This is a genomic window from Streptomyces atratus, from assembly GCF_014648655.1.
In the GTDB taxonomy this organism is placed as follows: Bacteria; Actinomycetota; Actinomycetes; order Streptomycetales; family Streptomycetaceae; genus Streptomyces; species Streptomyces atratus.
Genome location: NZ_BMRN01000035.1, coordinates 1 through 22586 on the forward strand (window position 1 = coordinate 1; position 22586 = coordinate 22586).

At 68.9% G+C, this 22586-nt stretch carries 20 protein-coding genes and 2 pseudogenes; 9 read left to right on the forward strand and 13 right to left on the reverse strand.

Annotated features, from left to right (window positions below; translation table 11 throughout):
* The 10 genes from IEZ15_RS45410 to IEZ15_RS33545 all read right to left on the reverse strand — a co-directional run.
* The coding region (locus IEZ15_RS45410; protein ID WP_229846277.1) for a hypothetical protein at positions 1-219 on the reverse strand (219 nt) is incomplete at its 3' end.
* Positions 220-687: 468 nt separating this feature from the next.
* A complete protein-coding gene (locus IEZ15_RS46830) occupies positions 688-1341 on the reverse strand; it encodes a DUF4232 domain-containing protein (RefSeq protein WP_189280715.1) in 654 nt (217 codons plus the stop codon).
* A 16-nt stretch (positions 1342-1357) separates the two neighbouring features.
* A complete protein-coding gene (locus IEZ15_RS33510) occupies positions 1358-1867 on the reverse strand; it encodes a MaoC family dehydratase (RefSeq protein ID WP_189280716.1) in 510 nt (169 codons plus the stop codon).
* A 139-nt stretch (positions 1868-2006) separates the two neighbouring features.
* A complete protein-coding gene (locus IEZ15_RS33515; protein ID WP_189280717.1) occupies positions 2007-2981 on the reverse strand; it encodes an SMP-30/gluconolactonase/LRE family protein in 975 nt (324 codons plus the stop codon).
* 124 nt (positions 2982-3105) lie between these two features.
* Positions 3106-3948 carry a fumarylacetoacetate hydrolase family protein gene (locus IEZ15_RS33520; protein ID WP_189280718.1) on the reverse strand — a complete coding sequence of 281 codons (843 nt, stop codon included), beginning with the start codon at positions 3946-3948 and terminating at the stop codon, positions 3106-3108.
* Between the two features lie 76 nt (positions 3949-4024).
* Complete coding sequence (locus IEZ15_RS33525) at positions 4025-6955, reverse strand: FAD-binding and (Fe-S)-binding domain-containing protein (protein ID WP_189280719.1); 2931 nt, start codon at positions 6953-6955, stop codon at positions 4025-4027.
* Between the two features lie 168 nt (positions 6956-7123).
* Positions 7124-7978 (reverse strand): alpha/beta fold hydrolase, encoded by an 855-nt coding sequence (locus IEZ15_RS33530; RefSeq protein ID WP_189280720.1) that lies wholly within the window; start codon positions 7976-7978, stop codon positions 7124-7126.
* Between the two features lie 78 nt (positions 7979-8056).
* Positions 8057-8782 (reverse strand): alpha/beta fold hydrolase, encoded by a 726-nt coding sequence (locus IEZ15_RS33535; protein WP_189280721.1) that lies wholly within the window; start codon positions 8780-8782, stop codon positions 8057-8059.
* A 403-nt stretch (positions 8783-9185) separates the two neighbouring features.
* A complete protein-coding gene (locus tag IEZ15_RS33540) occupies positions 9186-10043 on the reverse strand; it encodes an alpha/beta fold hydrolase (RefSeq protein ID WP_229846278.1) in 858 nt (285 codons plus the stop codon).
* Positions 10044-10767: 724 nt separating this feature from the next.
* Positions 10768-12510 carry a pyruvate dehydrogenase gene (locus IEZ15_RS33545; protein ID WP_189280723.1) on the reverse strand — a complete coding sequence of 581 codons (1743 nt, stop codon included), beginning with the start codon at positions 12508-12510 and terminating at the stop codon, positions 10768-10770.
* Between the two features lie 492 nt (positions 12511-13002).
* Between IEZ15_RS33545 and IEZ15_RS33550 the strand changes: the two genes are divergently transcribed.
* From IEZ15_RS33550 to IEZ15_RS33580, 7 genes are all read left to right on the forward strand, one after another.
* Positions 13003-13353 carry an SsgA family sporulation/cell division regulator gene (locus IEZ15_RS33550; protein WP_229846279.1) on the forward strand — a complete coding sequence of 117 codons (351 nt, stop codon included), beginning with the start codon at positions 13003-13005 and terminating at the stop codon, positions 13351-13353.
* A 93-nt stretch (positions 13354-13446) separates the two neighbouring features.
* On the forward strand, positions 13447-14562 hold the full coding sequence (locus tag IEZ15_RS33555) for an LLM class flavin-dependent oxidoreductase (RefSeq protein WP_189280724.1): 1116 nt from the start codon (positions 13447-13449) through the stop codon (positions 14560-14562).
* The gene (locus IEZ15_RS33560; RefSeq protein WP_189280725.1) at positions 14559-15155 is read left to right on the forward strand and encodes a CE1759 family FMN reductase; all 597 of its coding nucleotides are present in this window, start codon (positions 14559-14561) and stop codon (positions 15153-15155) included. The genes IEZ15_RS33555 and IEZ15_RS33560 overlap by 4 nt, the downstream gene beginning before the upstream one ends.
* An 80-nt stretch (positions 15156-15235) precedes the next feature.
* Positions 15236-15616, forward strand: coding sequence for a WhiB family transcriptional regulator (locus IEZ15_RS33565; protein WP_189280726.1), 381 nt, complete (start codon positions 15236-15238; stop codon positions 15614-15616).
* Positions 15613-16068, forward strand: coding sequence for an SsgA family sporulation/cell division regulator (locus IEZ15_RS33570; protein WP_189280727.1), 456 nt, complete (start codon positions 15613-15615; stop codon positions 16066-16068). The genes IEZ15_RS33565 and IEZ15_RS33570 overlap by 4 nt, the downstream gene beginning before the upstream one ends.
* Before the next feature lie 212 nt (positions 16069-16280).
* Positions 16281-16622 carry a GNAT family N-acetyltransferase gene (locus tag IEZ15_RS33575; RefSeq protein ID WP_189280728.1) on the forward strand — a complete coding sequence of 114 codons (342 nt, stop codon included), beginning with the start codon at positions 16281-16283 and terminating at the stop codon, positions 16620-16622.
* Positions 16623-16771: 149 nt separating this feature from the next.
* On the forward strand, positions 16772-18019 hold the full coding sequence (locus tag IEZ15_RS33580) for an MFS transporter (protein ID WP_189280729.1): 1248 nt from the start codon (positions 16772-16774) through the stop codon (positions 18017-18019).
* 200 nt (positions 18020-18219) lie between these two features.
* Here the strand turns inward: IEZ15_RS33580 and IEZ15_RS33585 are convergent.
* Positions 18220-18846, reverse strand: a pseudogene (locus IEZ15_RS33585) (response regulator).
* Between the two features lie 38 nt (positions 18847-18884).
* On the opposite strand from IEZ15_RS33585, the gene IEZ15_RS45425 reads away from it, so the two are divergent.
* Both IEZ15_RS45425 and IEZ15_RS47800 read left to right on the forward strand, forming a co-directional pair.
* Positions 18885-19130 carry a hypothetical protein gene (locus tag IEZ15_RS45425; protein ID WP_229846280.1) on the forward strand — a complete coding sequence of 82 codons (246 nt, stop codon included), beginning with the start codon at positions 18885-18887 and terminating at the stop codon, positions 19128-19130.
* Positions 19131-19921: 791 nt separating this feature from the next.
* Positions 19922-20611: pseudogene (locus tag IEZ15_RS47800) on the forward strand (alpha/beta hydrolase); the annotation flags it as partial.
* 113 nt (positions 20612-20724) lie between these two features.
* Here IEZ15_RS47800 and IEZ15_RS33600 read toward each other — a convergent pair.
* Both IEZ15_RS33600 and IEZ15_RS47700 read right to left on the reverse strand, forming a co-directional pair.
* On the reverse strand, positions 20725-21684 hold the full coding sequence (locus IEZ15_RS33600; protein ID WP_189280730.1) for a helix-turn-helix domain-containing protein: 960 nt from the start codon (positions 21682-21684) through the stop codon (positions 20725-20727).
* Between the two features lie 209 nt (positions 21685-21893).
* Positions 21894-22445 (reverse strand): alpha/beta hydrolase, encoded by a 552-nt coding sequence (locus IEZ15_RS47700; RefSeq protein WP_444545164.1) that lies wholly within the window; start codon positions 22443-22445, stop codon positions 21894-21896.
* Between the last annotated feature and the right edge of the window lie 141 nt (positions 22446-22586).

Here is a 22586-nt window from a genome sequence, read left to right on the forward strand (position 1 = left end):
TTCGTCGCCCGCGAGGTCTACCGAGCCCTGACCACCACACCCACGGAACGAACCACTCAAACCGACCTCGTTCCAGCGGCTTGACAACCATAGGAGCATCCAGCACATCGGGCACGGCACCGACTCCTCCCGGGTTCGCGCCGATAGGCGGATCGCTTCGCCTTCGTCCGTCACATCCTCGACGACCAGTGCCGACAACCCCGAAAATGCGGTGTTCATACGGGAGTTGACGTTTCGCTGGAATGCCAACGACCCTGGTCACGCTTCGTCACCACCGATTTCGGGACAGAGCCGCTCGTTTGAACAGACTCGGGAAGCGCCGTTGGAGCATGGAGAGGGCGGGTGCCGGCACCAGGGATGTCGGTCACCGGGGCCGTTGGTTGGTATCAGCGGTGGCCTGCGCATCCGCGGTGGACCATGCGGCTGACCGCTCGGCGGGGCAGCCGAGAATCGCCGGCCTTCGCCTGCGTCAGCCCCGATGTGGTCGTCGAGTTACTTGGCGGCCCTGCATGACCGACGCCGCAGACGCTATCCGGTACAGCTACAGCGTCTGCGCACCGATCCCGCCCCTCGGGTGTCAGAGATTCAGCCGGAAGTCTCCGGCGCGGCAATCAGGGCCTGGAGTATGTGTGTCAACCTTGGCAGCCAGCGGCAACTGGCCGCATTTCGCTCCCGCGCTCGGCGGAGTCAGGCGCCATTGCCTGGCCTGAGGGGGCTCACCCAGGGCGCCGACGCCTTCCCCGTGTTGGAGACCTTGCCCCCGGTCCAGCGGACTGAGATCGGAGCAGTCTCGTCGGGCGGGGTGACGAGTAGGGCCGTCGGTGTGACAGTGGTGGCGCCAGTTATCGCTGGATTGGTGTATGTCAGCGTCGACCAAGCGCTGTCTCCCGGGCTGAGCGTCACAGCCTGTTCCTGCTGATCGGTGGCTCGTTCGGGGTCCGGGGTGACGGCCTCACCGGCGCCGTTGACGAACGCCACGCCCGGGAAGCCGTACAGCGTGCAGGTGCGGCGGGATCCGTTGGTCAAAACGATAGCGAAGCTTGACTGCCCGGCGCCGGGACGGTTGGGGCCGAGGGACGCCCTCACTTCGGAGGTATGGCAGCGTCTCACCGTCGGTACGGTCGGCGATGGCGCCGCCGTCCCCGTGCCGCCGGACGCGGTCGGTGTCGGCTCGCTGGAGGGATCGGAGGTGCCGCTGTCGACGGACCCCGGGCCGGTTACGGACGACGTTGGGGACGTGGAGCCAACCTCAGGCGGGCCGTCGTCCGGTGTGTGGCTCGTGCACCCGGTCAGCACGGCACAACAGGCGAGCGCGACAAGGAGGGTTCTACGGTGCGTCACGTTGCTTCCTCAGGATTCACTGACGCCGCAGGAGGTACTTGTGCTGGCCGGACAGCACAAGTTCGCCGCGTTGGTTGTGGATGGTGGCCGCGGTGACTACGACACCGTTGTCGCCCTGCGGCTCCAGGCCGGTGATGGTGAGCGCCGGGTACAGGGTGTCGCCGGAGTGCACTTCGGCCAGGAAGGTGCAGGACAGTTCGAGGAAGCTGATGAACACCTCTCCGATGAAGTGGGGGAACAGGGTGGCGCCCGGCGCAGTGAAGGCGAGTACCTGCAGGCCGTGCACCACCGGTGCTGAGTGGCCGTGCCTGCGTGCCCATTCGGCGTCGTAGTGCACCGGGTGGTTGTCCGCGGAGACTGTCTGGAAGGCCGCGGCGTGGGCGTCTGTCAGGGTGCGGCTGGGGGCTCGGAAGACTTCGCCGATGCGTAGGTCCTCGAAGGTTCTGGCCGGGACGACCAGGAATGCGTCGGGGTCGAACGCGGGCGGTGCGGCGGCTGCCGCCTGCTGCGTGTCCTGCTGGTCCATCAACTCTGTCCTTTCGTCCGGTGTGGGGTGCTGCCGCGTGCGGCGGCCGCTCCGCCCGCTCGTCGTGCGACGGATCTGACGGCCTAGGGGCCCGTGCCGCCGCATCGGGCAGGTGCGGCGGCACGGGCGCGGGGCCGGCTTATTGGGCGGGGTTGATCCGGGCGGCCAGGAGGTTGGGGTCGTTGTTGGTGAAGTAGGCGCCGCTGGCGATGTAGGCCGTGTTGCCGCGTACGGCGAGCGAGGTCGGGTTCTCCAGCCCGTCGGCGCCGGTCAGCACGACGGTGTGGCTGCCGCCCGGCCTGACCAGGGCCACCTCGTTGTCCGCGTTGATCGCGGCCAGGAGGGTGTCGCCGCGGCCGGTGAACGCGAAGTCGTCGATGTCGATCAGGCCGGTGGCCCGGGTCTCGACGGGGCCGGCGGTGCCGTACCGGGTGACCGGGATGCGCAGCACGGTGCCCTTGTCCAGGTTGGACACCCAGACCGCCCCGTTGTGGATTTTGATGCCGTTGGCTCCGAGGAATCCGGCGGCGGCCAGTTCGGGGGCGGCGGCCCACCGGGTGGGCGTGCCCCCGGTGACGGGCACCCGCCAGACCGTGCCGAGGACCGAGTCGGCCACGTACAGCCGGCCTTCGTGCCGGTCGAGGGCCAGGCCGTTGGGCAGGCCGTCGGCCGGGAGCGCGGCGATACGCTGCGGGGCGCCGCCGGGGCGCAGGCGCCACAGGCCGGTCAGGTCGCTGCTGCCGGTGGCGTACAGGAAGTACAGGGTCCCGTCGTGGGCACGGACGATTCCGCCGAGGAAGGGCGAGGAGAGGGCAGGGGTGTCGGCGCCGGCCGGAGGCTGGGGCAGGGTGGCGAGGACGTGTACCCGGCCGTCGGGGTGGATGCGGGCCACTTGACGGCTGTAGGCGAAGGTGACGACGGCGCTGCCGCCAGGCTCCAGGGTGATGTTCTCCGGTCGCTGTCCGTCGGCGATGTCCAGGTGTGCCACGAAGCGCACGTCCGGCTTCGGGGCGGCGGTGGCCGCCGTCGTGGGGCCGGCCGCGGTCGTGGCGAGGGCCGCCGCGACGACCGAGGCCAGGAGGCCGGTGCGCGTCCCTGTCAGGAATCTGGGCATGTGGGATCTCTTCTCTTTCTCTCTGATTGCAGGGGGTGGGGGCAGTGGGCCCTTGCCGCTGGGGCTGCCGGTGCGCCGGGCGCTTGAGACGTCAGCTGCCGCGCGTCGCGGGCCTCGTAGAGGGTCAGCCGACGAACCGCTGTCGCAGTTCGCCGATGCCCTGGACGGAGCTGACGAGCTCGTCTCCGGCGACCAGCCAGCGCTGAGGTGTGCGGCCGAGGCCGACACCGGCTGGAGTGCCGGTGAAGATGACGTCTCCCGGCAGCAGCGGGAGCACCCCGGACAGCTTGGCGATGAGGGCCGGCACGGAGAAGATGAGCTGCCGGGTGCGGCCACGCTGCATCTCCTCACCGTTGACGGCGCAGGTCAGCTCCAGGTCGTCAGGGTCCTCGAACTCGTCCGGGGTCACCAGCCAGGGGCCCGTCGGGGCGAAGCCCGGGTAGGACTTGCCGAGGCTGAACTGGGGGGCCGGGCCGTCCATCTGCAGGACGCGCTCGGAGATGTCCTGGCCGACCGTCAGGCCCGCGACGTAGCTCCAGGCATCGGTTTCGGACACCTGGTGCGCTTCCCTGCCGACAACCGCCACCAGTTCCACCTCCCAGTCGGTGTTGCCGCCCCGTGGCAGCGTCACCTCGGTCACCGGGCCGGTGAGAGCGGTCGCGTACTTGGTGAAGACCGGCGGCATGCCCTCGGGCGTGGTGAATCCGGCCTCGACGACGTGCTCCTGGTAGTTGAGGCCGATGGCGAAGAGTTGGCGGGGGGCCGGCGCGGGCGCACCGAGGTCCGCCGGGTCGAAGGGGACCCCGCCGCCGAGGTCGGCCCGGGCGGCCCAGGCGCGGAACTCGTCCCAGCGGGAGTAGACCGCCTGCGGGTCGGAGGAGAACAGTGCGCCACTGGCTGTGTGGACGTCGGCCGCCCGGCCGTGGGTGATCACGACCAGTCGGCCGGCGAGATTGGCGATGCGCAAGGCTGGCTCCCTGTTGGATGGAGGGTCGAGTTGCGGGCGGCGGTTCCGCGCCGAAGCTGGTGGCCCGCGCCGGTGCTCAGCTGGTGGGCCGAGTGGCACGTTCGAGTGCGAGCAGCACAGATTGGTAGGGGCGGTCCGTGGTGTGTTGCATGCCGATCTCACAGGTGCGGTTGGCCGACAGGTAGGCGTCGAACGCGCCCGACGTGACCTCGGCGGCCTCGTGTGCCGTCGCCGCCTCGGTCAGTTCCTTGTGCAGCAGTCCCCGGTCGCCGGCGAAGCCGCAGCACTCCGCGTAGACGGGCACCTGGACGTCCCGCGCGATGAACTCGGCGACGGCCTGAAGCTGGTCGACGTCCTTGAGGTGTCGCATGGAGCAGGTGGGGTGGAGCACCGCGCTGTCGATCGGGTCGGTCACCTCAAGGTGCGGCAGCAGTTCGGTGGCGGCCCAGACGACGGAGTCCACCACGGTGAGAGCGCGGTGCTTCCGCAGGTTCTCGGCCGTCAGATACGGCGTGACTTCCTGCCCGATGCCGAGTGTGCAGGACGACGCGTCGACGATGAGCGGCAGACGTCCGCCGTCGGTCCACTCCCAGGCTCGCTCGACGATGCGGTTCGCCATGACGGTGTTGCCGTCGTCGTAGCCCTTGGAGTGCCAGATGGTCGCGCAGCACGAACCGGCCATGTCCGACGGTATCCAGACCGGCCGCCCGGCCCGGCGGGAGACCTCGACGATCGCCTCGGGCAGGGACGGCCCGTCGACACCGTCGGGTCCCGCGAAGATCCGGTTGACGCAGGCCACGTAGTAGACGGCAACGGCGGTCCGGCGGTCCGTTCCGGGCAGCCGCGAACGTGCAGGGGACGGAATGGCGGAGATCCATTCGGGCACCAGGTCGGCCGATACCACCTTCCGCACGGCGGAGGTGACGCTCCCCAGGACCCGGTCGCCGACATGGTCCGCGAAGCCGAGGGCGGTCCGGACCGACGACTCCACGAGGGAGAACCGCTCCGCGACCCGTGCCGCGTTCCGCTCCTCTCGCTCGGAGTGCCGCTGATGGCGGAATGCCTTCATCATGGCGCCGGTGTCGATACCGACCGGGCAGGCCGTCTTGCAGGTCGAATCGCCGGCGCAGGTGTCGACCGCGTCGTACCCATAGGACTTCAGGAGGCTCCCCATGGCGGCAGAGCCGCCGGGTTGGCGCATCATCTCGCGCCGCAGCACGATCCGCTGACGCGGTGTGGTGGTGAGGTCGCGGCTCGGGCAGACTGGCTCGCAGAAACCGCACTCGATGCACGGATCGGCGACCGCCTCGATGGTGGGTATGGTCTTGAGCCCCTGCAGATGGGCTTCGGGATCACGGTTGAGGACCACCCCGGGGGCGAGTACCCCCGCGGGGTCGAGGGTCTGCTTGACCCGCCACATCAGCTCGGTTGCGCGGGCGCCCCATTCGGCTTCGAGGAACGGCGTCATATTACGACCGGTGGCATGCTCCGCCTTGAGCGAGCCGTCGAACCGGCGCACCACCATGGTGCAGAACTCGTCCATGAAGTCGGCGTAGCGCTCGACCTCCTTCGGACGGGCGGCGTCGAAGGCGAGCAGGAAGTGCAGGTTGCCGTGCGCCGCGTGGCCGGCGACCGCGGCGTCGAAGCCGTGTAGGCGCTGAAGCTCGGCCAGGGCCTCGCACGCCTCGGCCAGGCGGGCGGGCGGTACCGCGAAGTCCTCGGTGATCAGTGTAGATCCGGCCGGCCGTGCCTTGCCGACCGCCGTCATGAACGCCTCGCGGGCGTGCCAGTACGTGCGGATCGTGGCCGGGTCCTCGACGAAGCGGTTGGTGACGGACGCCACCGGGGCCACCAGCGCCAGTTTCGCCAGGACAGCGGCGGCGGCTTGCCTGTGGGCCTGGTGGGCTGCCTCGTCCGGGGCGCGGAACTCCACCAGCAGGGCCGCGGTATCCCGGGGAATCTCGGCCCAGTCGGCGGGGACTCCGTCGACGCTCGCACAGGCGCGGAGAGTGTTGCCGTCCATCACCTCCACCGCGCGGGCTCCGGCGTCGTTGAACAGCGGTACCGCCGCCGCGGCGGCGGTGAGGTCGGGGAAGAACAACAGTGCCGTGTGGGTGAGCCGGTCCAGGGAGACTGTCTTGAACACCGTCTCGGCGATGAAACCGAGGGTGCCCTGGGAGCCGACCATCAGCCCGCGCAGGATCTCCACGGGGGTGGAGTTGTCCAGGAAGGCATCGAGGCGGTAGCCGTTGGTGTTCTTCAACGCGTACTTCGCGCGGATCCGGGCGACTAGCTCGGTGTCGCCCTCGATCTCGCTCTTCAGCGTCAGCAGCCCCGCGCACAACTCGGGCTCGGCCTCCCGGAGGCGCGCGTCGGCGTCCGGAGCCGCGGTGTCGACAATCGTGCCGGACGGGAGGACCAGGGTGAGGGACGAGAGCAGGCGGTAGGAGTTGCGGGTGACTCCGGCGGTCATGCCCGAGGCGTTGTTGGCGACCACCCCGCCGACGGTGCAGGCGCTGGAACTCGCCGGGTCGGGGCCCATCAGCCGACCGTACCGGGACAGTGTGATGTTGGCGCGCCCCACGGTCGTACCGGGCCTGATCCTCGCCTCGTTCCCGCCGTCGAGCACCTCGACGCCGGTCCAGTGGCGGCGCACGTCGACCAGGATGTCCTTGCCCTGGGCCTGACCGTTCAGGGAGGTCCCGGCCGCCCGGAAGACGATCTCACGTCGCTGCTCGTGGGCGTACCGCAGCACCGCGGCCACGTCCTCGACGTTCTCGGCGATCACGACCACTTGGGGCACGAAGCGGTAGGGGCTGGCGTCCGAGGCGTACTTCACCAGGTCCGACAGGGTGTGCAGCACTTTTCGGGAGCCCAGCAGGCGGACCAGGTCCTCCCGCAGGGCATCGGGAGTACCCGACGCCCGTTCGTCGGGCACCCGGTCGATAGCTGGGCCCTGGGTCTGCCGCGGGCGCAGCTTTCCCGGTTCCGGATCGAGCAGTGCCATACGGCTCTCCGTTCCATTGCGAGGTGTTCGGTCGGCAGCGCGTGCGGCGCTTCGCCGGGTGAGGGCGGCCATGAGGAAGCGAGGAGGGGGACCGCGGCCGGACGGCCACGGTCCCGGCACCATGTCCTCTTGCGGAATGTCGCCGACGTGGGCGAGGAATGCGTCTGGTCAGTGGTCGGAGCGGACGGAACGGACCGCCCGCAGGATCAGGCCGGTGACAGGGCCGGGATCGCTCACGGCGGCTGCGTGCGGGGCGCGGACAGTGACCGTGTGGGCGCGGGCGCGCTCGGCCATCCAGCGCTCGGCGGCCGGCGGGATGTTGCGGTCCTCGGTGGCCACGAGGTACCAGCTGGGGATCCTCTTCCACGCGGTCGCGGTGGCCGGCTCCTGGAGAGCTGCCAGGGTGATCGGACGCTGTCCCGCGGCCATGACCTGGGCGGTCGGTCGGGGGACACCAGCCGCGAACTGCTTGCGGAACAGGTCCTTCTTGATGACCAGTTCCTCCCCCTGTCCGCCGTCGGGCAACGGGTAGTACTGGGTGGCGGTGGCCTGTCCCAGGGTGCTGCCGGGGAACTTGTCGGTGAGCTGGAGCGCGCTCTCCCCGATGTCGGGAACGAAGGCGGCTATGTAGACCAGTGCCTTGACCTGCGGGGCGTCGGCCGCGGCATGGCTGATGACCGCTCCGCCGTAGGAGTGCCCCACCAGCACGATCGGTCCGGTGACGCTGTCCAGAACGCTGCGAATGTAGGCGGAGTCGCTTGCCAGTCCGCGCAGTGGCAGGGCCGGTGCCAGTACACGGTGGCCCTGTCGCTGCAGGCGTTCGACGACCGCGCTCCAGCTGGAGGAGTCGGCGAACGCGCCATGGATCAGGACGATGGTGGGTGCGGCAGGGCGCCCGTGCCGTTCGGCCGGACGGTCGGCCGTCGCCGACTGCGCGGCCTGCGCGACACCGGCGGTCCCCAGGGCGGCTGCGCCGGCCAGGAGGGACACGGTGACGGTGCGGCGTGAGATCGGTGGGTTCATCGTTCGCTCTCTGCGAAGGGGTGGAGGCGGTCGTGGTGTGACGGCCGGTCGGACGGGCGCGAGCTGGTGCGCGTGGGGTCAGTCGGAGGTGGCCCGTACGGCTTCCTCGATCAGGTCGACGACGCGCTCGGGGTGGGCGAGCATCACCAGGTGGGAGGAGTCGACCTCGACGGTGGTCATGCCGGCCCGCTGGTAGCCGTAGCGCTCCACGTCCGGGTTGATGGTGTGGTCGGACGAGGCGACCAGGCCCCAGGACGGCTTGGTCTTCCAGGCCGCGGCCGGGGCCGCGTCGGCGAAGGCCTGCGCGGCCAGCGGGCGCTGGGATACGGCGAGGACGGCAGCGAGCCGCGGGTCGACGTCGGCGGCGAAGATGGCCGGGAATTTGTCGGTCCGGACCGACACGTCGGTGCCGGGCGTGGCCGAGCCCTCGATCGGGAAGGGGGTGTAGACGAGTGCGGCGGCGAGGTCGCTGTCCGGGAAGCGGCCCTGCAGTTCGCCGAGGCTCTCGCCCTTCTCCAAGGCGTAACCGGCCAGGTAGACCAGTGCCTTGACGTTGTCCTCGGTGCCGGCAACCGTGATGACCGCGCCACCGTAGGAGTGGCCCACCAGGACGACCGGACCGGGTATCTGCCGGACGATGGAGGCGACGTAGGCGGCGTCCCCTATCAGGCTGCGGTTGGGCACGGCCGGGGCGACCACGTCCAGGCCGCGGGCGATCAGCCGGGGGATGACCTGGGCGTAGCTGGAGGCGTCGGCGAAGGCGCCGTGCACGAGGACGACGGTCGGCTTGTCGGAACTGGGCATGGGGAAACTCCCTCATCAATGGGGTGGTGGCTGTCGCACGGCCTGTCGGCCGAGTCGGGGCTGCCGTAGTGGCCCCTTTGCCGTGAGATGTCGCGGGCCGGCCTCGGGATCGGTTGGTGTGCGGTGTGCACTGACCGGGCGGCCGTGGACTCTGCCGGAGGGTTCCCGTCGGACTCCGCGCGGGGGTCTTGTCGAGCGGGAAATCGCCGACACGTGAGCAACTTTAGGGACTGCCGAGCGGCGTGTTTGTCTGTCCGCGCCCTGGCTGTGGCCTGTGCGTGCCCACGTTGTCGGGCGGCACCGGCGGGGTGGCGTTGCCCTGGCACGGAAGTGGGCCGGGGCCGCAATCGGCCCCGGCCCACGTTCCGCTGGTGTTCCCCGAGTTCGGGATGCGGCGCCCCGTTCAGCCGTTCCAGTCCGCGAGGAAGTCGAGGAGTTCCCGGTTGACGACGTCGGGGCGTTCCTCCTGGCAGAGGTGCCCGCACTGGGCGATGGGCACGCCCCGGACATCGCGGGCGATCCCCTTCCATACGTCCAGGACGTCGTATGCCTGTCCGACGGCGCTGAAGTCCTCGCCCCACAGGGTCAGCACCGGGCAGTCGATGAGCTGGTCGGCGTCCTCCCGGTCCTGGGCGACGTCCTGGGGCGCCGCACGGTAGTCCATACAGGATCCCCGCACCGCCCCCGGCTGTTGGTAGGCGCGTACATAGACGGCGATCTCCTCTGGAGTGAGCATGCCGGGGTTGTACGACCAGCTCCGGTAGAAGTGCGTGAGCCAGATCTCCTCACGGCCGGCGATCAGCGCCTCGGGAAGGTCGGGCACGCCGAGAAAGGTGAAGAACCAGTACCCCTGCCGGGCGAGGTTCACGTCATAGGTATCGGCGATGACCCGGGTGGGGATGTTGTCCATGGCCACGAAACGGTCGATGCGTTCTGGGTGGTCCTTGGCGAACCGGGTGCCGACGCGTGCCCCGCGGTCGTGGCCGACGAGGGCGATCCGCTCGTGCCCGAGATGGTCCATCAGCGCGACGATGTCGTTGGCCATGGTCCGCTTGTCGTAGCCGGAGGCGGGCTTTTCCGTGTCTCCGTAGCCGCGAAGGTCCGGCGCGATCACGGTGAACCGCTCGGCCAGTACGGGTATTTGCTTACGCCAGCCGTACCAGGTCTCGGGAAAGCCGTGCAGCAGGTAGACCGGCGGGCCTTGTCCCGCGGTCACCCAGTGCTGCTTGATCCCGTTGAGTACGGCGGTGTGATGTGTCATGCCTGTCAGGTCTTCCATGAGTGTCCACTCGGGTCGGGGGATGGGTATGCCGGGCGGGGCCCGGCCTCTCACTCGGTGGGCCGCAACGTGGCGAGGTGGTGGCCCAGAGAGGCGTTTTGAGGTGGCCCTTGGCGCAGCCGGGAAGGCGGTTCGGCCGTCGACGGTTCACTCATGCGGGCCGGTTTTCCGGCCTTCTGCTCGATCCGGCCTGCCTGGACGTCCGCCGGCCGGCGCCTGCGCACAGGCTGGCCTGGGCCGGCCGGTCGGCAAGCAGCCGTGTAGATGACTGGGCACGCAGTCCGTCAGGAACAGTGGCGCTGGCTGTCCCCCACGTGCTCGTGGAACGGCAACGTCTTCTCGACCACCTGTACCGGCTGCGCCCGGGCCCCGCCGATCGTCTGCTCGGGTATGCCGTGACCGTAGCGGCATGGGGGAACCGCTACAACTCGACCATTCAATTGGTGTGGTCGGCCGACCAGAAAATGGCGGAAGAAGCCGTCGCTGTAGTACGCGGCCTGCTTGGCAATCTCCGGTAAGTGGATGGAGCCGCGCCAGGCGAACGGTGATACGCCGTCCAGCGGGCGAGGCGTGCGGTGAACTCCTGCAGAGCGTAAGGTACTTGCCTTGCCTTGCCTTGCCTTGCCTCGACGATCTCCCTCAAGCGGCTTGACGCGATGTGGCAGCCTCGGGGACGTAGCCGATGGTGCGCTGGGTTCTCAGGGTCTTATGGACGCGGAACGTTTCGGACGTTTGCCCGGGCGAGCTGGATCATGCGCCCGACACCTCCGGTGAGGACGGTGCGGCTCGCCGACAGGGCGAAGCCGGTGAGCTGCTCGGAGGTGATCTTCGGCGGGATCGCGAGTGCGTTGGGATCGGTCACCACGTCGACCAGCGCCGGCCCGTCGTGGGCGAAGGCCGCACGCAGGGCGTCACGCACCTCCGTGGGCTTCTCGACCCGGATACCCCGCGCACCGGCGGCCGTGGCGATGGCCGCGAAGTCTGTGTGCGGGTACCCGGTGCCGTACGGCGGCAGCCCGTCCACCATCATCTCCAAGTCGACCATGCCCAACGAGGAGTTGTTGAAGACGACCACCTTCACAGGCAGCCCGTACTGCACCAGCGTCAGGAAGTCGCCCATGAGCATGGAGAAGCCGCCGTCGCCCGAGAGCGACACCACCTGACGCGTCCGGTCGAGGAACTGCGCACCGATGGCCTGCGGCAGGGCGTTGGCCATCGAACCGTGCACAAAGGAGCCCAGGATGCGGCGGCGGCCGTTCGGCGTCAGGTAGCGGGCGGCCCACACGCAGCACATCCCGGTGTCCACGGTGAACACCGCGTCGTCGGCAGCCTCCTCGTCGAGTACCGCCGCCACGTACTCGGGGTGTATGGGAGTGTGCTTGTCGACGTTGCGGGTGTAGGCGCCGACGGCACCCTCCAAAGCATGGACGTGCCGGTCCAGCATCCGGTCGAGGAACCGGCGGGACGGCTTCTCCTGCACGGCCGGGGTCAGGCACCGCAGCGTCTCACGGACGTCTCCCCAGACGGCGAAGTCCAACTGGGTGCGACGGCCCAGCCGTTCGGGCTGAACATCGATCTGGACCGTTCTGACGTGCCGTGGCAGGAATTCCGTGTACGGAAAGTCGGTGCCGAGGAGCAGCAGCAGGTCGCATTCGTGCATTGCCTCGTACGCGGCGCCGTATCCCAGCAGTCCGGACATGCCGACGTCGTACGGGTTGTCGTACTGGATGTGTTCCTTGCCTCGGAGCGCGTGGCCGACCGGGGCCTTGACCTTCTCGGCGAACGCCATCACCTCGGCGTGGGCACCGGCGACACCCCGGCCGCAGAACACCGTCACCGTCTCGGCGGCGTCCACCAGCTCCGTCAGCCGGGTAAGTTCCTGATCGGCCGGACGGACTGCGGGCCGGTCCAGCGGCATCGCGAGTTCGGCCCCGCCGACCGGAGAGTTCTCGGCGGCGATGTCTCCTGGCAGCGCTACGACGGACACTCCGCGCCGGCCGACCGCATGCTGAATCGCCGTCTGTACCACCCGCGGCATCTGCCGGGGCGAGGAAATCAGTTCCGAGTAGTGACTGCACTCCTCGAACAGCCGGTCAGGATGCGTCTCCTGGAAGTACCCGGTTCCGATCTCGCCGCTGGGGATCTGCGCAGCCAGCGCGAGGACGGGAGCCATCGACCGGTGGGCATCGAACAGGCCGTTGATCAGGTGCAGGTTTCCTGGCCCACAGGACCCCGCGCACGCCGCCAGCCTGCCCGTGAGCTGCGCTTCGGCGCCGGCAGCGAAGGCCGCGACCTCCTCGTGTCGGACCTGGACCCACTCCAGGGCGTCGTGCCGTCTGATCGCGTCGACGACGGGGTTCAGGCTGTCGCCCACCACCCCGTACATGCGGCGCACTCCGGCGCGGGCCAGGAGGTCGACGTACTGCTCGGCAACGGTCTGCTTGGGCATGGGTGCTCCTCGAATGGTCGCTCACGGGGCGGTGGCCAGGGTAATGAGGCGCCGAGCAGACCAGTTGTCCCTCCGTGCACGCTGAGGAGTCCGGCAGTGCACCACGGCCGCGCTCGGCTTCCAGCACATGGACGCCGGACAACCGCCGGTTGAATCGGGCTTGGTGCGACGCCGGTCGACGGCTCACCCCGACCACAGGCGGCCTGTGCGGCAAGCCCCGGCCCGATGTCCACCGACAAGGCACCGCGTCGTTGCCGGAACGGCTGCCGTTGGGGCGGCGGCATTCATGGAGACGCTCGCCGGCACATAGTTCTTTCACGGGCAATGCTCCGTGCGTTCCTCGACAACCTGTGCCGGCCACCGGAATTTAGGGTCGGGCGTAGAAAACCGCTTCTGCAATCATTCTTTGGGGCAACCATGGATCAGCGTCTCAGCACGGTCACGTGCACAGTGACGGCGCACGTCAGCGTCCCGAAGGGCATGCCCGCTCCGTTGTCCGCAGAGCTGCACTACGACATGGCGGACCCCTACGCCATCCGCCTTTCCCTCGGCGCACCGATGAAGAGCCCCGTCGACTGGGTGTTCGCTCGCAAGCTGGTGACTGAGGGGCTGTGCCGGCCGACCGGTTCCGGTGACGTGCTGGTCATTCCTCGGCACCGCTGCCACCCGCACTCCCTACGTGTCGTCTTGAGGAATCTCTCCGGCACAGCATTGGTCGAAATGGCGGTTTCGGAGGTGACTGCATTCCTTCGGCGGACCTTCGCACTGGTGCCCGAAGGAGCGGAAAGCCTCCACATGGACCTCGACCGCGCCATCAGCGAGCTCACAGGCAGAAGAGGCTGACGGACCGCCCCGGTCACACCCTGACGGACGCCCAGGCCGGGCACTGCACTACAGCCGTCCACTCAGCTCGTATTCACCCGAGAGGAATTCCGAGTGCCCCAGAAGAGCGAAACGACTTCCACACAGTTCGGCATCTTCACCGTCGGTGATGTCACCCCTGACCCGGCCACAGGCCGTACGCCGACCGAGCGTGAGCGCATCAAGGCCATGGTCGCCATCGCGCTGAAGGCCGAGGAGGTCGGGCTCGACGTCTTCGCGACGGGCGAGCACCACAACCCGCCGTTCGTGCCCTCGTCGCCGACCACGATGCTCGGCTACATCGCGGCGCGGACGGAGCGGCTGATCCTGTCCACCTCCACCACCCTCATCACCACGAACGACCCGGTGAAGATCGCCGAGGACTTCGCGATGCTCCAGCACCTGGCCGACGGCCGGATGGACCTGATGATGGGGCGCGGCAACACGGGCCCGGTGTATCCGTGGTTCGGCAAGGATATCCGGGAGGGCATCAACCTGGCCATCGAGAACTACGCCCTGCTGCACCGCCTGTGGCGTGAGGACGTCGTCACCTGGGAGGGCAAGTTCCGTACCCCGTTGCAGGGGTTCACCTCCACGCCGCGGCCGCTGGACGGGGTGCCGCCGTTCGTGTGGCATGGTTCGATCCGTTCGCCGGAGATCGCGGAGCAGGCCGCGTACTACGGTGATGGCTTCTTCCACAACAACATCTTCTGGCCGGCCGACCACACCAAGCAGATGGTCGAGCTGTACCGGGAGCGGTACGCCCACTACGGGCACGGCACGCCGGAGCAGGCGATCGTGGGTCTGGGCGGGCAGGTGTTCATGCGGAAGAACTCGCAGGACGCGGTGCGTGAGTTCCGGCCGTACTTCGATGTGGCGCCGGTCTACGGGCACGGCCCGTCGCTGGAGGAGTTCACCGAGCAGACGCCGCTGACGGTGGGCTCGCCGCAGCAGGTGATCGAGAAGACGCTGTCGTTCCGCGAGTACGCCGGTGACTACCAGCGCCAGCTGTTCCTGATGGACCACGCGGGGCTGCCGCTGAAGACCGTGCTGGAGCAGCTGGACCTGCTCGGCGAGGAGGTCGTGCCGGTGCTGCGCAAGGAGTTCGCCAAGGACCGTCCGGCCGATGTGCCGGACGCGCCGACCCACACGTCGCTGCTGGCCACCGCGAAAGAAGGAGTCCGCGCATGAAGCTCGTCGTCGTCTCGGCAGGGCTGAGCGTTCCGTCCTCCACCCGGCTGCTCGGCGACCGGCTGGCCGCCCGGGCCGCCGGGCGGACCTCGGCGGACGTGACCGTGGTCGAGCTGCGCGACCTCGCCGTGGAGATCGCGCACAACTTCACCAACGGGTTCCCGGGGCGGGCGCTGGGCGCCGCGTTCGACGCGGTGGCGGCGGCCGACGGCCTGATCGTCGTCACGCCGGTGTTCTCCGCGTCGTACAGCGGGCTGTTCAAGTCTTTCTTCGACGCGCTGAGCGTGCACGACGAGGGCGCCCTGGCCGGGAAGCCGGTGCTGATCGCCGCGACCGGCGGCACCGCTCGGCACTCCCTGGTCCTGGACCACGCGCTGCGCCCGCTCTTCGCGTACCTGAGGGCCGTCGTCGTTCCGACCGGGGTGTACGCCGCCTCCGAGGACTGGGGCGCTGAAGGGCTCGACGGCCGGATCGAACGGGCCGCGGGCGAACTGGCGGCACTGATGACCGGATTGTCCACGGTCAGGAAGTCGGCCGGCGAGAGCCCCGCCGTGGTGCCCTTCGAGGCGCAGCTCGCCGCGCTGAAGCCATAGTCCCGGCCAGCGCATTCCCCGTCAGGTCATGGAACTGTTCCTCCCCCAACAGCTCCGCAGCTATATGGAAGGAGAATTCGATGAAGCCACAGACCAAGCCACAGACCAAGCCGCTCCTGCGGGTATGGGAATGGCAGGCCGGCGCCGCATGCCGCGGTATGGACAGCTCAGTCTTCTTCTCGCCGACCGGCGAGCGGGGCCATACACGCCGTCGACGCGAGGAGGCGGCACGCGCCATCTGCCGTAGGTGCCCCGTAAGTGATCCCTGCGGCCTCTTCGCCATGACATCCGATCAGAACTTCGGCGTCTGGGGCGGACGAACCGAGGCCGAGCGCCGCTCCGGGACTGACGTCATTCGCAGGCCCGGCACCCAGCCTAAAGGGAAGGGGCAGGGGTTCATTGACAGCCCTGATGGGCTGCTTCCAGCGTCCGTTGAACGTCGAAAGGCAGAATCGTCATGAGCACACAACCGCTTCGCGACGAAGGGGGACGACCACCGAACGGCGTCATCACCGTGGATCTCGCGGTCGACTTGGTGATTACTTCCACCGAGGCGGTGCCGTTGTCGGCACGCCTCGTCTACGACCCGCAAAGTCCCTTCACCGCGCTCCTTGAAGTGTCCAGCCATGGCGACTGGGAGAACGCCCAGTGGACCTTTGCGCGAGACCTTCTTCAGACGGGCCTGAACAAGCCATCCGGCGACGGCGACGTCCGCATCTGGCCACCGTGTCGCTGCAGCAACAGACCCGAAGTGCGGATGCTCCTGCGAGGAACCAGCGGCTCAGCCCTCCTGGACGTACCCAGCGAGCCCCTGCGTGAATGGCTGGTGCGCACGTGGGAAGCCGTCCCTCCGGGCGAGGAAAATGCGCGGATCGACTGGGACGCCATCCTGAGCGCGCTGCTCAGCAGCTGACGATGCTCGCCATGGGGCGACGTGACCCGGTAACGGCCACCTCGCGCGGCGTTTCCAGCAGTACTTCGAGGCAGCCCATTGAGGCCCGCCTCCACTCGGTCAGGACTCCTTCACAGGTGGAGACAGTCGGCCGCCGCCATGACAGCGTCGCACGCTCTGCCCCACGCAACCCTCACTCCACGCACAATCCCGACACGCCTGAGAGGCACGCAATGACACGACCCACCGACGCTCCGACCGTTCAGCGAGTGGCCGACAAGCACCGTTACGAGATCCTGGTGGACGGCAAGGTCGCCGGCTTCACCGCCTACCGCGACAGCGCCGACCAGCGCGTCTTCTACCACACCGAAATCGACGACTCCTACGCCGGGCTGGGCCTGGCCTCACAGCTCGTGCAGCAGGCGCTGACCGACGTCCGCGCCTCGGGGCAGCGCATCGTGCCTGTCTGCCCCTACGTCGCGAAGTTCCTCAAAAAGCATGACGAGTTCGACGACATCACCGACCCCGTGACCCCTGAGATCCGGCAGTGGCTGGCAGCCGTGCTGTCACGTTGATCGTTTCCGCTATTGCATGCCCAACAGGTACCGGGCGACGCTGCTGGTCATCTCTGCATGAGATGACTGATATCCCCGATCATCGCTCCTGGTGAGGAAGGGAAAGCTGCGTTCCCGTGGTTGTGCCTGCGTGACGAAAGAAGGTGCACATGTCCACAAGGTCTAACCTCAGCACTTCGCCCCGGTCCATGGGGGCCTCACAAGGCGTGCCAGGCTGGCTGGTCGCGCTCCTGGCCGTCGCGTCCGGGACGACGGTCGCCAACCTCTACTACGCCCAGCCTCTGTTGTCCTCGCTGAGCGGTGTCTTCCACATCAGCACAGCCACGGCCGGGATACTGATCACGCTCACCCAGGTCGGCTACGTCTTCGGCATGATCTTCCTGGTTCCGCTCGGCGACCGGCTGGAGAAGCGCAATCTGGTCACCGTCCTCCTGATGATCACGGCCCTCGCCCTCGTGGCAGCCGGCCTCGCCACGAGCTTCCCCATGCTGCTGATCGCGTCGATGATCAGCGGTGCCACCTCCGTCGTGGCTCAGATCCTGGTGCCCTTCGCGGCGAACCTGGCCCCGGACCATGCCAGGGGCCGCATCGTCGGACGGGTCATGAGCGGTCTACTTGCCGGCATTCTGCTCTCCCGAACCCTGAGCAGCCTGGTCTCCGACATCGCAGGCTGGCGCGTCGTCTTCCTCGGCTCCGCCGCTCTGATGGCCGTGCTCACGGTGGCCCTGCGTGCGGCCCTGCCACAGCACGCACCCACCACATCCATTCCGTACCACCACGTGCTGCGCTCCACCGTCCAGCTGGTGCGCACGCATCCCGCGCTGCTGCGTCGAGGGCTGTACCAGGCGGCGATGTTCGGCGCGTTCAGCGCGTTCTGGACCACTGTCTCGTTTGTTCTGACCGGTCCCCGCTTCCACTACTCACCGGTCGGAGTCGGCGTCTTCGCCCTCGTGGGCGCGGCCGGAGCAGCCATCGCACCGTTCGCTGGGCACTGGGCCGACCGAGGACTCGTACGTCCCATGACCGGGGCTGCGTTCCTTGTGACCGCGCTGGCCTTTGCTGTCGCGGGTCTGGGCGGGCACAGTATCGTCCTGATCGCCCTGGCTGCGATCCTGATCGACATGGCTGTGCAGACAACACTGATCCTGGGACAGCACACCGTTTACCAGCTCGACCCGACCGCCCGCGCCCGCCTCAACAGCGCCTTCATCGCCATGTTCTTCGTCGGCGGTGCGATCGGCTCCCAGCTCGGGGCGACCGTCTACCACGCTGCCGGCTGGGCCGGCCTGACCGGCTTGGGCGCCGCTCTCCCGCTGGCCGCTCTTGCCTACTGGGCCGTTGAACGCCAACCGCAGCCGGCCTCGACAGAGAGCACCTCGCCAGACTCGTCCGCCTGACGCAGACCAGTCGGGCCTGATTAAGTCCAACCGGCAATAGAGATCGGATAGGGAACATACGCGACTCCACGTGACCATGGAGTCCCTTACGGTCAGTGGGATTTGCTCAACGTCGGTCCCCATCGGGTTCCGTTGAGGGCAAGGGCGTGGCCGAAGGCGGCGTCTTCGCGCGACCGCTTCGCTGGGAAAAATCCAGCCGGTCAGGAGGTGAGTCCGGCATCGCGGGCGAGGAGGGCGGCCTGGACGCGGTTGTTGACGTCAAAGGTGGTGAGGATGCGGCTGACGTGGGCCTTCACCGAACTCTCGCGCATGGCGAGGCGGGCGGCGATGTCGGCGTTGGTGTCGCCCTGCGCGAGGAGGGCCAACGCGTCGCGTACGCGCCGGGTGAGCTGGCCCAGGAGGGCCTGCGCCGCAGTGGCCCGAGGCTGGTTGGCGACGTGGTATCGGCCAATAAGGCGGCGGGCCGCGGACGGGTGGAGCATGGCGGAACCGGCGGCCACGAGGTGGCTCGCAGGATTTCGGCGGGATCGGTGTCCTTGAGGAGGAATCCGTCGGTTCCGGCGGCAGGGAGCTGTAGACGTGCTCGTCGAGGTCGAAGGTGGTGAGAGTGATCACCTTCGGGGGTGGGGGAGAGCGTGGAGCCGGGTGGTGGCGGTAATGCGTCCATGCGGACGTCGACGAGGGCGACATCGATGCGGTGGCCTGTTCGATGACCTGGAGACTGTAGGCGGCCTGGGCGACCACTTCGAGCTGTCGTCGGCGTTGAGAAAGTCGGCCAGGCCGAGGCAGACCAGGGCGTGGTCGTCGACGATCATGGCGCGGATCACAGGGGAGACCCTTCTGTTCGGTGCCGACGGGGTGGGGGATGCGGGCGGCAAGCCGCCAGGCGCCGGCGCCTGGCGGGGCCCGCGGCGAGACGGCCTCCGAGGGGGGTGACGCGTTCGCGCAGGCCGGCCGGACGCCCGGGCCTGCCGACGGGCCGGACGCCGCCCCGAGGCGCCGCTTCGAGGTGGACCTCCGGTCGATGACCCGGATCAACCTGCGCCCCATCGCCTCACCGGTGTCGCTGGGCTTCTTCACGGTGGCGATCGCCTCCGTGATGACGGGATGAATGCAGCTCGGGTTCTTCGAGGACGCAGCTCGTGGCACCGTCGCCCTGTGCGTACTGCCCGCCTTCGCCGACAGCTGGCCGGCCTACACACTCGTCATGTTCAGCGGCGCGGCCGACGGCCTGTGCGTCTTCCATCTGGCGCTCCTCTGCTTCGGGGCGCTGATGACCGCCGTGACCCGGCCCAAGCGCGCGCTGTGGGTCGTCCTGGCGGTTTCCCTGCACCGCTGGGCCGCCACTGGTCTGTTAGGTCTCACCCATCGGCCGCAGCGGCCCCGCCCATGCTGCCGTGGAGAGCGATCTCGCGGTCCGGCTCCGCAACCCGGAACGCCAGGCGGGCGTGCGCCGCACGCTCTGAACACCACCGACACCCTGTACACCGCGACCGCGCAGGAGCACCCATGGAACCGCACGTGGTGGACCGCCCCCCAGACCGGTACTAGATCCTCGTCGGCGACGACGGCACCGAGACCGCCGGCTTCGTCGAATACCGCCTCTCGCAGAACGAGATCGCCTTCATCCAACACCGGGACCGATGCCCGGTTCGCCGGCCGTGGCCTGGCGGGCTGCTCGCCCGGGAAGCCCTCGACGACGCCCGGGCATGCCGGCTGCGCGTCCTGCCGTACTGCCCCTTCATCCGGGGTGGATCGGCAAGCACCCCGAGTACGCCGACCGGGTGCCCGAGGTGCACCCCGCACGGTTTCGGCCTGCGAACCACGCCGAGCCCCAACCTTCCAGGCCACAGCCGCACACCGAGGAGTCTCATGTCCTGACCCGTAGATCCCACCGTCGTCCTGGTCCACGGCGCCGTCGCCGACGCCTCCCGCTCTCCCGCGTCACTCCCGGACTGACGGCAGCCAGCCTGGAGGTGGTGGCCCCGGCCGTACCCGACCGCAGCCTCGTCAACGACGCCGCCTACATCGCCTCGATGGTACGTGCGATCCCAGGCGCCCCGTGGTCCTGGTCGGGCACTCCTACGGCGGCGCCGTCATCACCGTCGCCGGCACAGAGGACAACGTCCAGGCGCTGGTCTACCTGGCCGGATGCGCGTTGGAGGAGGGCGAGAGCCTCGGCTAGCTGCAAGGGCGCCCCCGGCACGGGCCTCGCCGACGCGCTCGTCTGCACGCCCCTCCCCGTGGCGGGCTCTGACGAGACCGCCACCGACGTCTCGGTGCCGGTCGAGCACTTCCCCGACCCTCTTTGCCGCGGATGTGGACCCCGAGTTCGCTGCGGTGCTCGCCGTTTCCCGGCACCCGCTGTCCGCACGGGCCTTCACGGAGACCGCGCCGGTCGCGGCATGGAAGACCAAGCCCTCGTGGGCCCTGATCGCCACCTCCGGCCGGACCCTCAACCCCGATATGGAGCGCTACGGCTACGAGCGTGCCAGCATGACCACCACCGAGGTCGACTCCTCACACATGGTCATGCTCACCCAGCCCAAGCGCTTGGCCGAGCTCATCCAGGACGCGGTCCGATCCACCGCTCACTGGCCCGCTCCCCGGGCCGCGTCCGTGAGATCCCGCCCCCGCCAAGGCGGGATCGGCACGCTCGCACGGGCCCGTCCGTGCGGTGCGGCCCAGCGGAGCGTCGCCTCGGTTCACACGTGGCGCGTGCTGGACTGCCAGTCCCTGGGTGACATCCCGTACGCGGTGCGAAAGGCCCGGCTGAAGTGCGACGGGTTCACGAAGCCCCAGCGCTGAGCCACCGCCGAGACGGTAGGTGCGGACCTCGACTGCCTGGACAGCTCCCGTCGGCACCTCTCCAGGCGCTCGCGATGGATCCAACGGCTCACCGTGGTCCCCTCCGCCTGGAAGATCTTGTGCAGATACCGGACAGACATATGGTGCGCGCACGCGATCATCTCCGGAGAGAGACCTGGATCGGCCAGGTGTCGCAGGATGTACTCCTTGATACGGGCCAGCATCCCGCGGGCCACCTCCGACGCGTGGGGGTTCAGTAGCCCCTGCCGCTCGCGCACCAGCACCGTCAGCAGATCGACGGCAGTCATCGCGAGTTGCCGGCCTGTGTACGGGTCGAACCCGGCCGCCCGGTCCGCCAGACGTTCCAGATGGCCTGCGACGACTCCGGACGTGCCGCAGTGGCTGTCGAAGACGGTCCCCGTGATCGCCCGCAGTTCGGTGTCCGTCACGGCCAGCACATCCTTCGGCACCCGGATCGATGTGAACCGGTAGTTGTCCGGCTGTTCCCTGCCGTAGGGCCGGCCGGCGTCGGAGCAGGTAAAAGTACCGGGGCGGACCAGGGCCTGGCGCCCGTCCTGAGTGAGCCGCCCGGTTCCCTGGTGCTGGAGCGTGATGGTCATGTACTCCGCTCCGCCCCTGGAGATCAGGGAGGCGTGGCGCGACACGCTCGCCGGGCCTGCCTCGACCACCGAGATCTGGAGAGGGCCGAGCGTATCGACGGTTATCGTCCCCATCGCGGGCTCGCGCTCGTGCAGCGTGACGTCCATCGGAACCAAGGTGTCGGAGACGATGCTCTGCCAGTAGTCGGCCCGCTCGGACGGAGGCAGCGGCTGGACGGAGAGTACGACGGACATCATGACCTCTCGTCATGGTCGTGCAGACGCTCCCTGGGGAGCGTCGGAACAGTAGGAATTCCAGTCTCGAACCATCAGCTGTCGTCGCCATCAGTCACCCGACTGGTGCTCTGTCCAATATCCCGTACCCCGGCTCATGCTCCTGCGACGGCGGGCAGGTGGCGTCCCCGCCGCGCGCCGGCCGGGGACCCGCCATGCGTCCTCGGCCGCTCTCACCGCAGGCGAGCGTGGAGGAACCTGCCGCCGAGCCGTACGGCCGCCCGCATCGACGGGCTGGCGCGCAGCGCGGTCAGTGACACGAAGTCGTGGACCGTGCCCTGGAATCGTGCCGCGGGCGCGGCGACACCAGCCCGAGGCAGCCGGTCTGCGTACGCCTCCGCCTCGTCCCTGGTGGCGTCGGCCTCCGCCGTGACGACCAGTGCCGGTGCGGCAGTCCCGCGAGCGCGGTCATACTCGCACGCAGCGGGGCCGCAGTCGGCTCGTCCCGCTGCCGGGGATCTATCGCGTACTGCCGCTAGTATGACCGTACGGCCTCCCCGGCGCCCTCTTCGGCCAACGCCACCCGGACGGCACCCTGCAGTACGTCGCAGCGTCGGCACCGGATGGAGCGACACCGAACGCACCACCCTCGCCGCAGCCTCCGTCGACACCTGCACCTTCACCGAGACCCACCGGTCACCGGAGCCCAATGGGTACTGCCGCGTCTCATCGCCGAAGTCCGCTACACGACCCGCACCCGCGCCGGACGCCTGCGCCAGCTCCACGTATCGCCATGGCGGCGAGCGTAGCCATACAATCCGGCCGGGACAGCGGCGTTCACGAAGTCGAACCAGCCCGCGCAGCAACGGAGTGTGTCGCTGCCCGGCTCAGGTGATGTTGTCGGTGGCGAGGTCGGGGCGCATCCC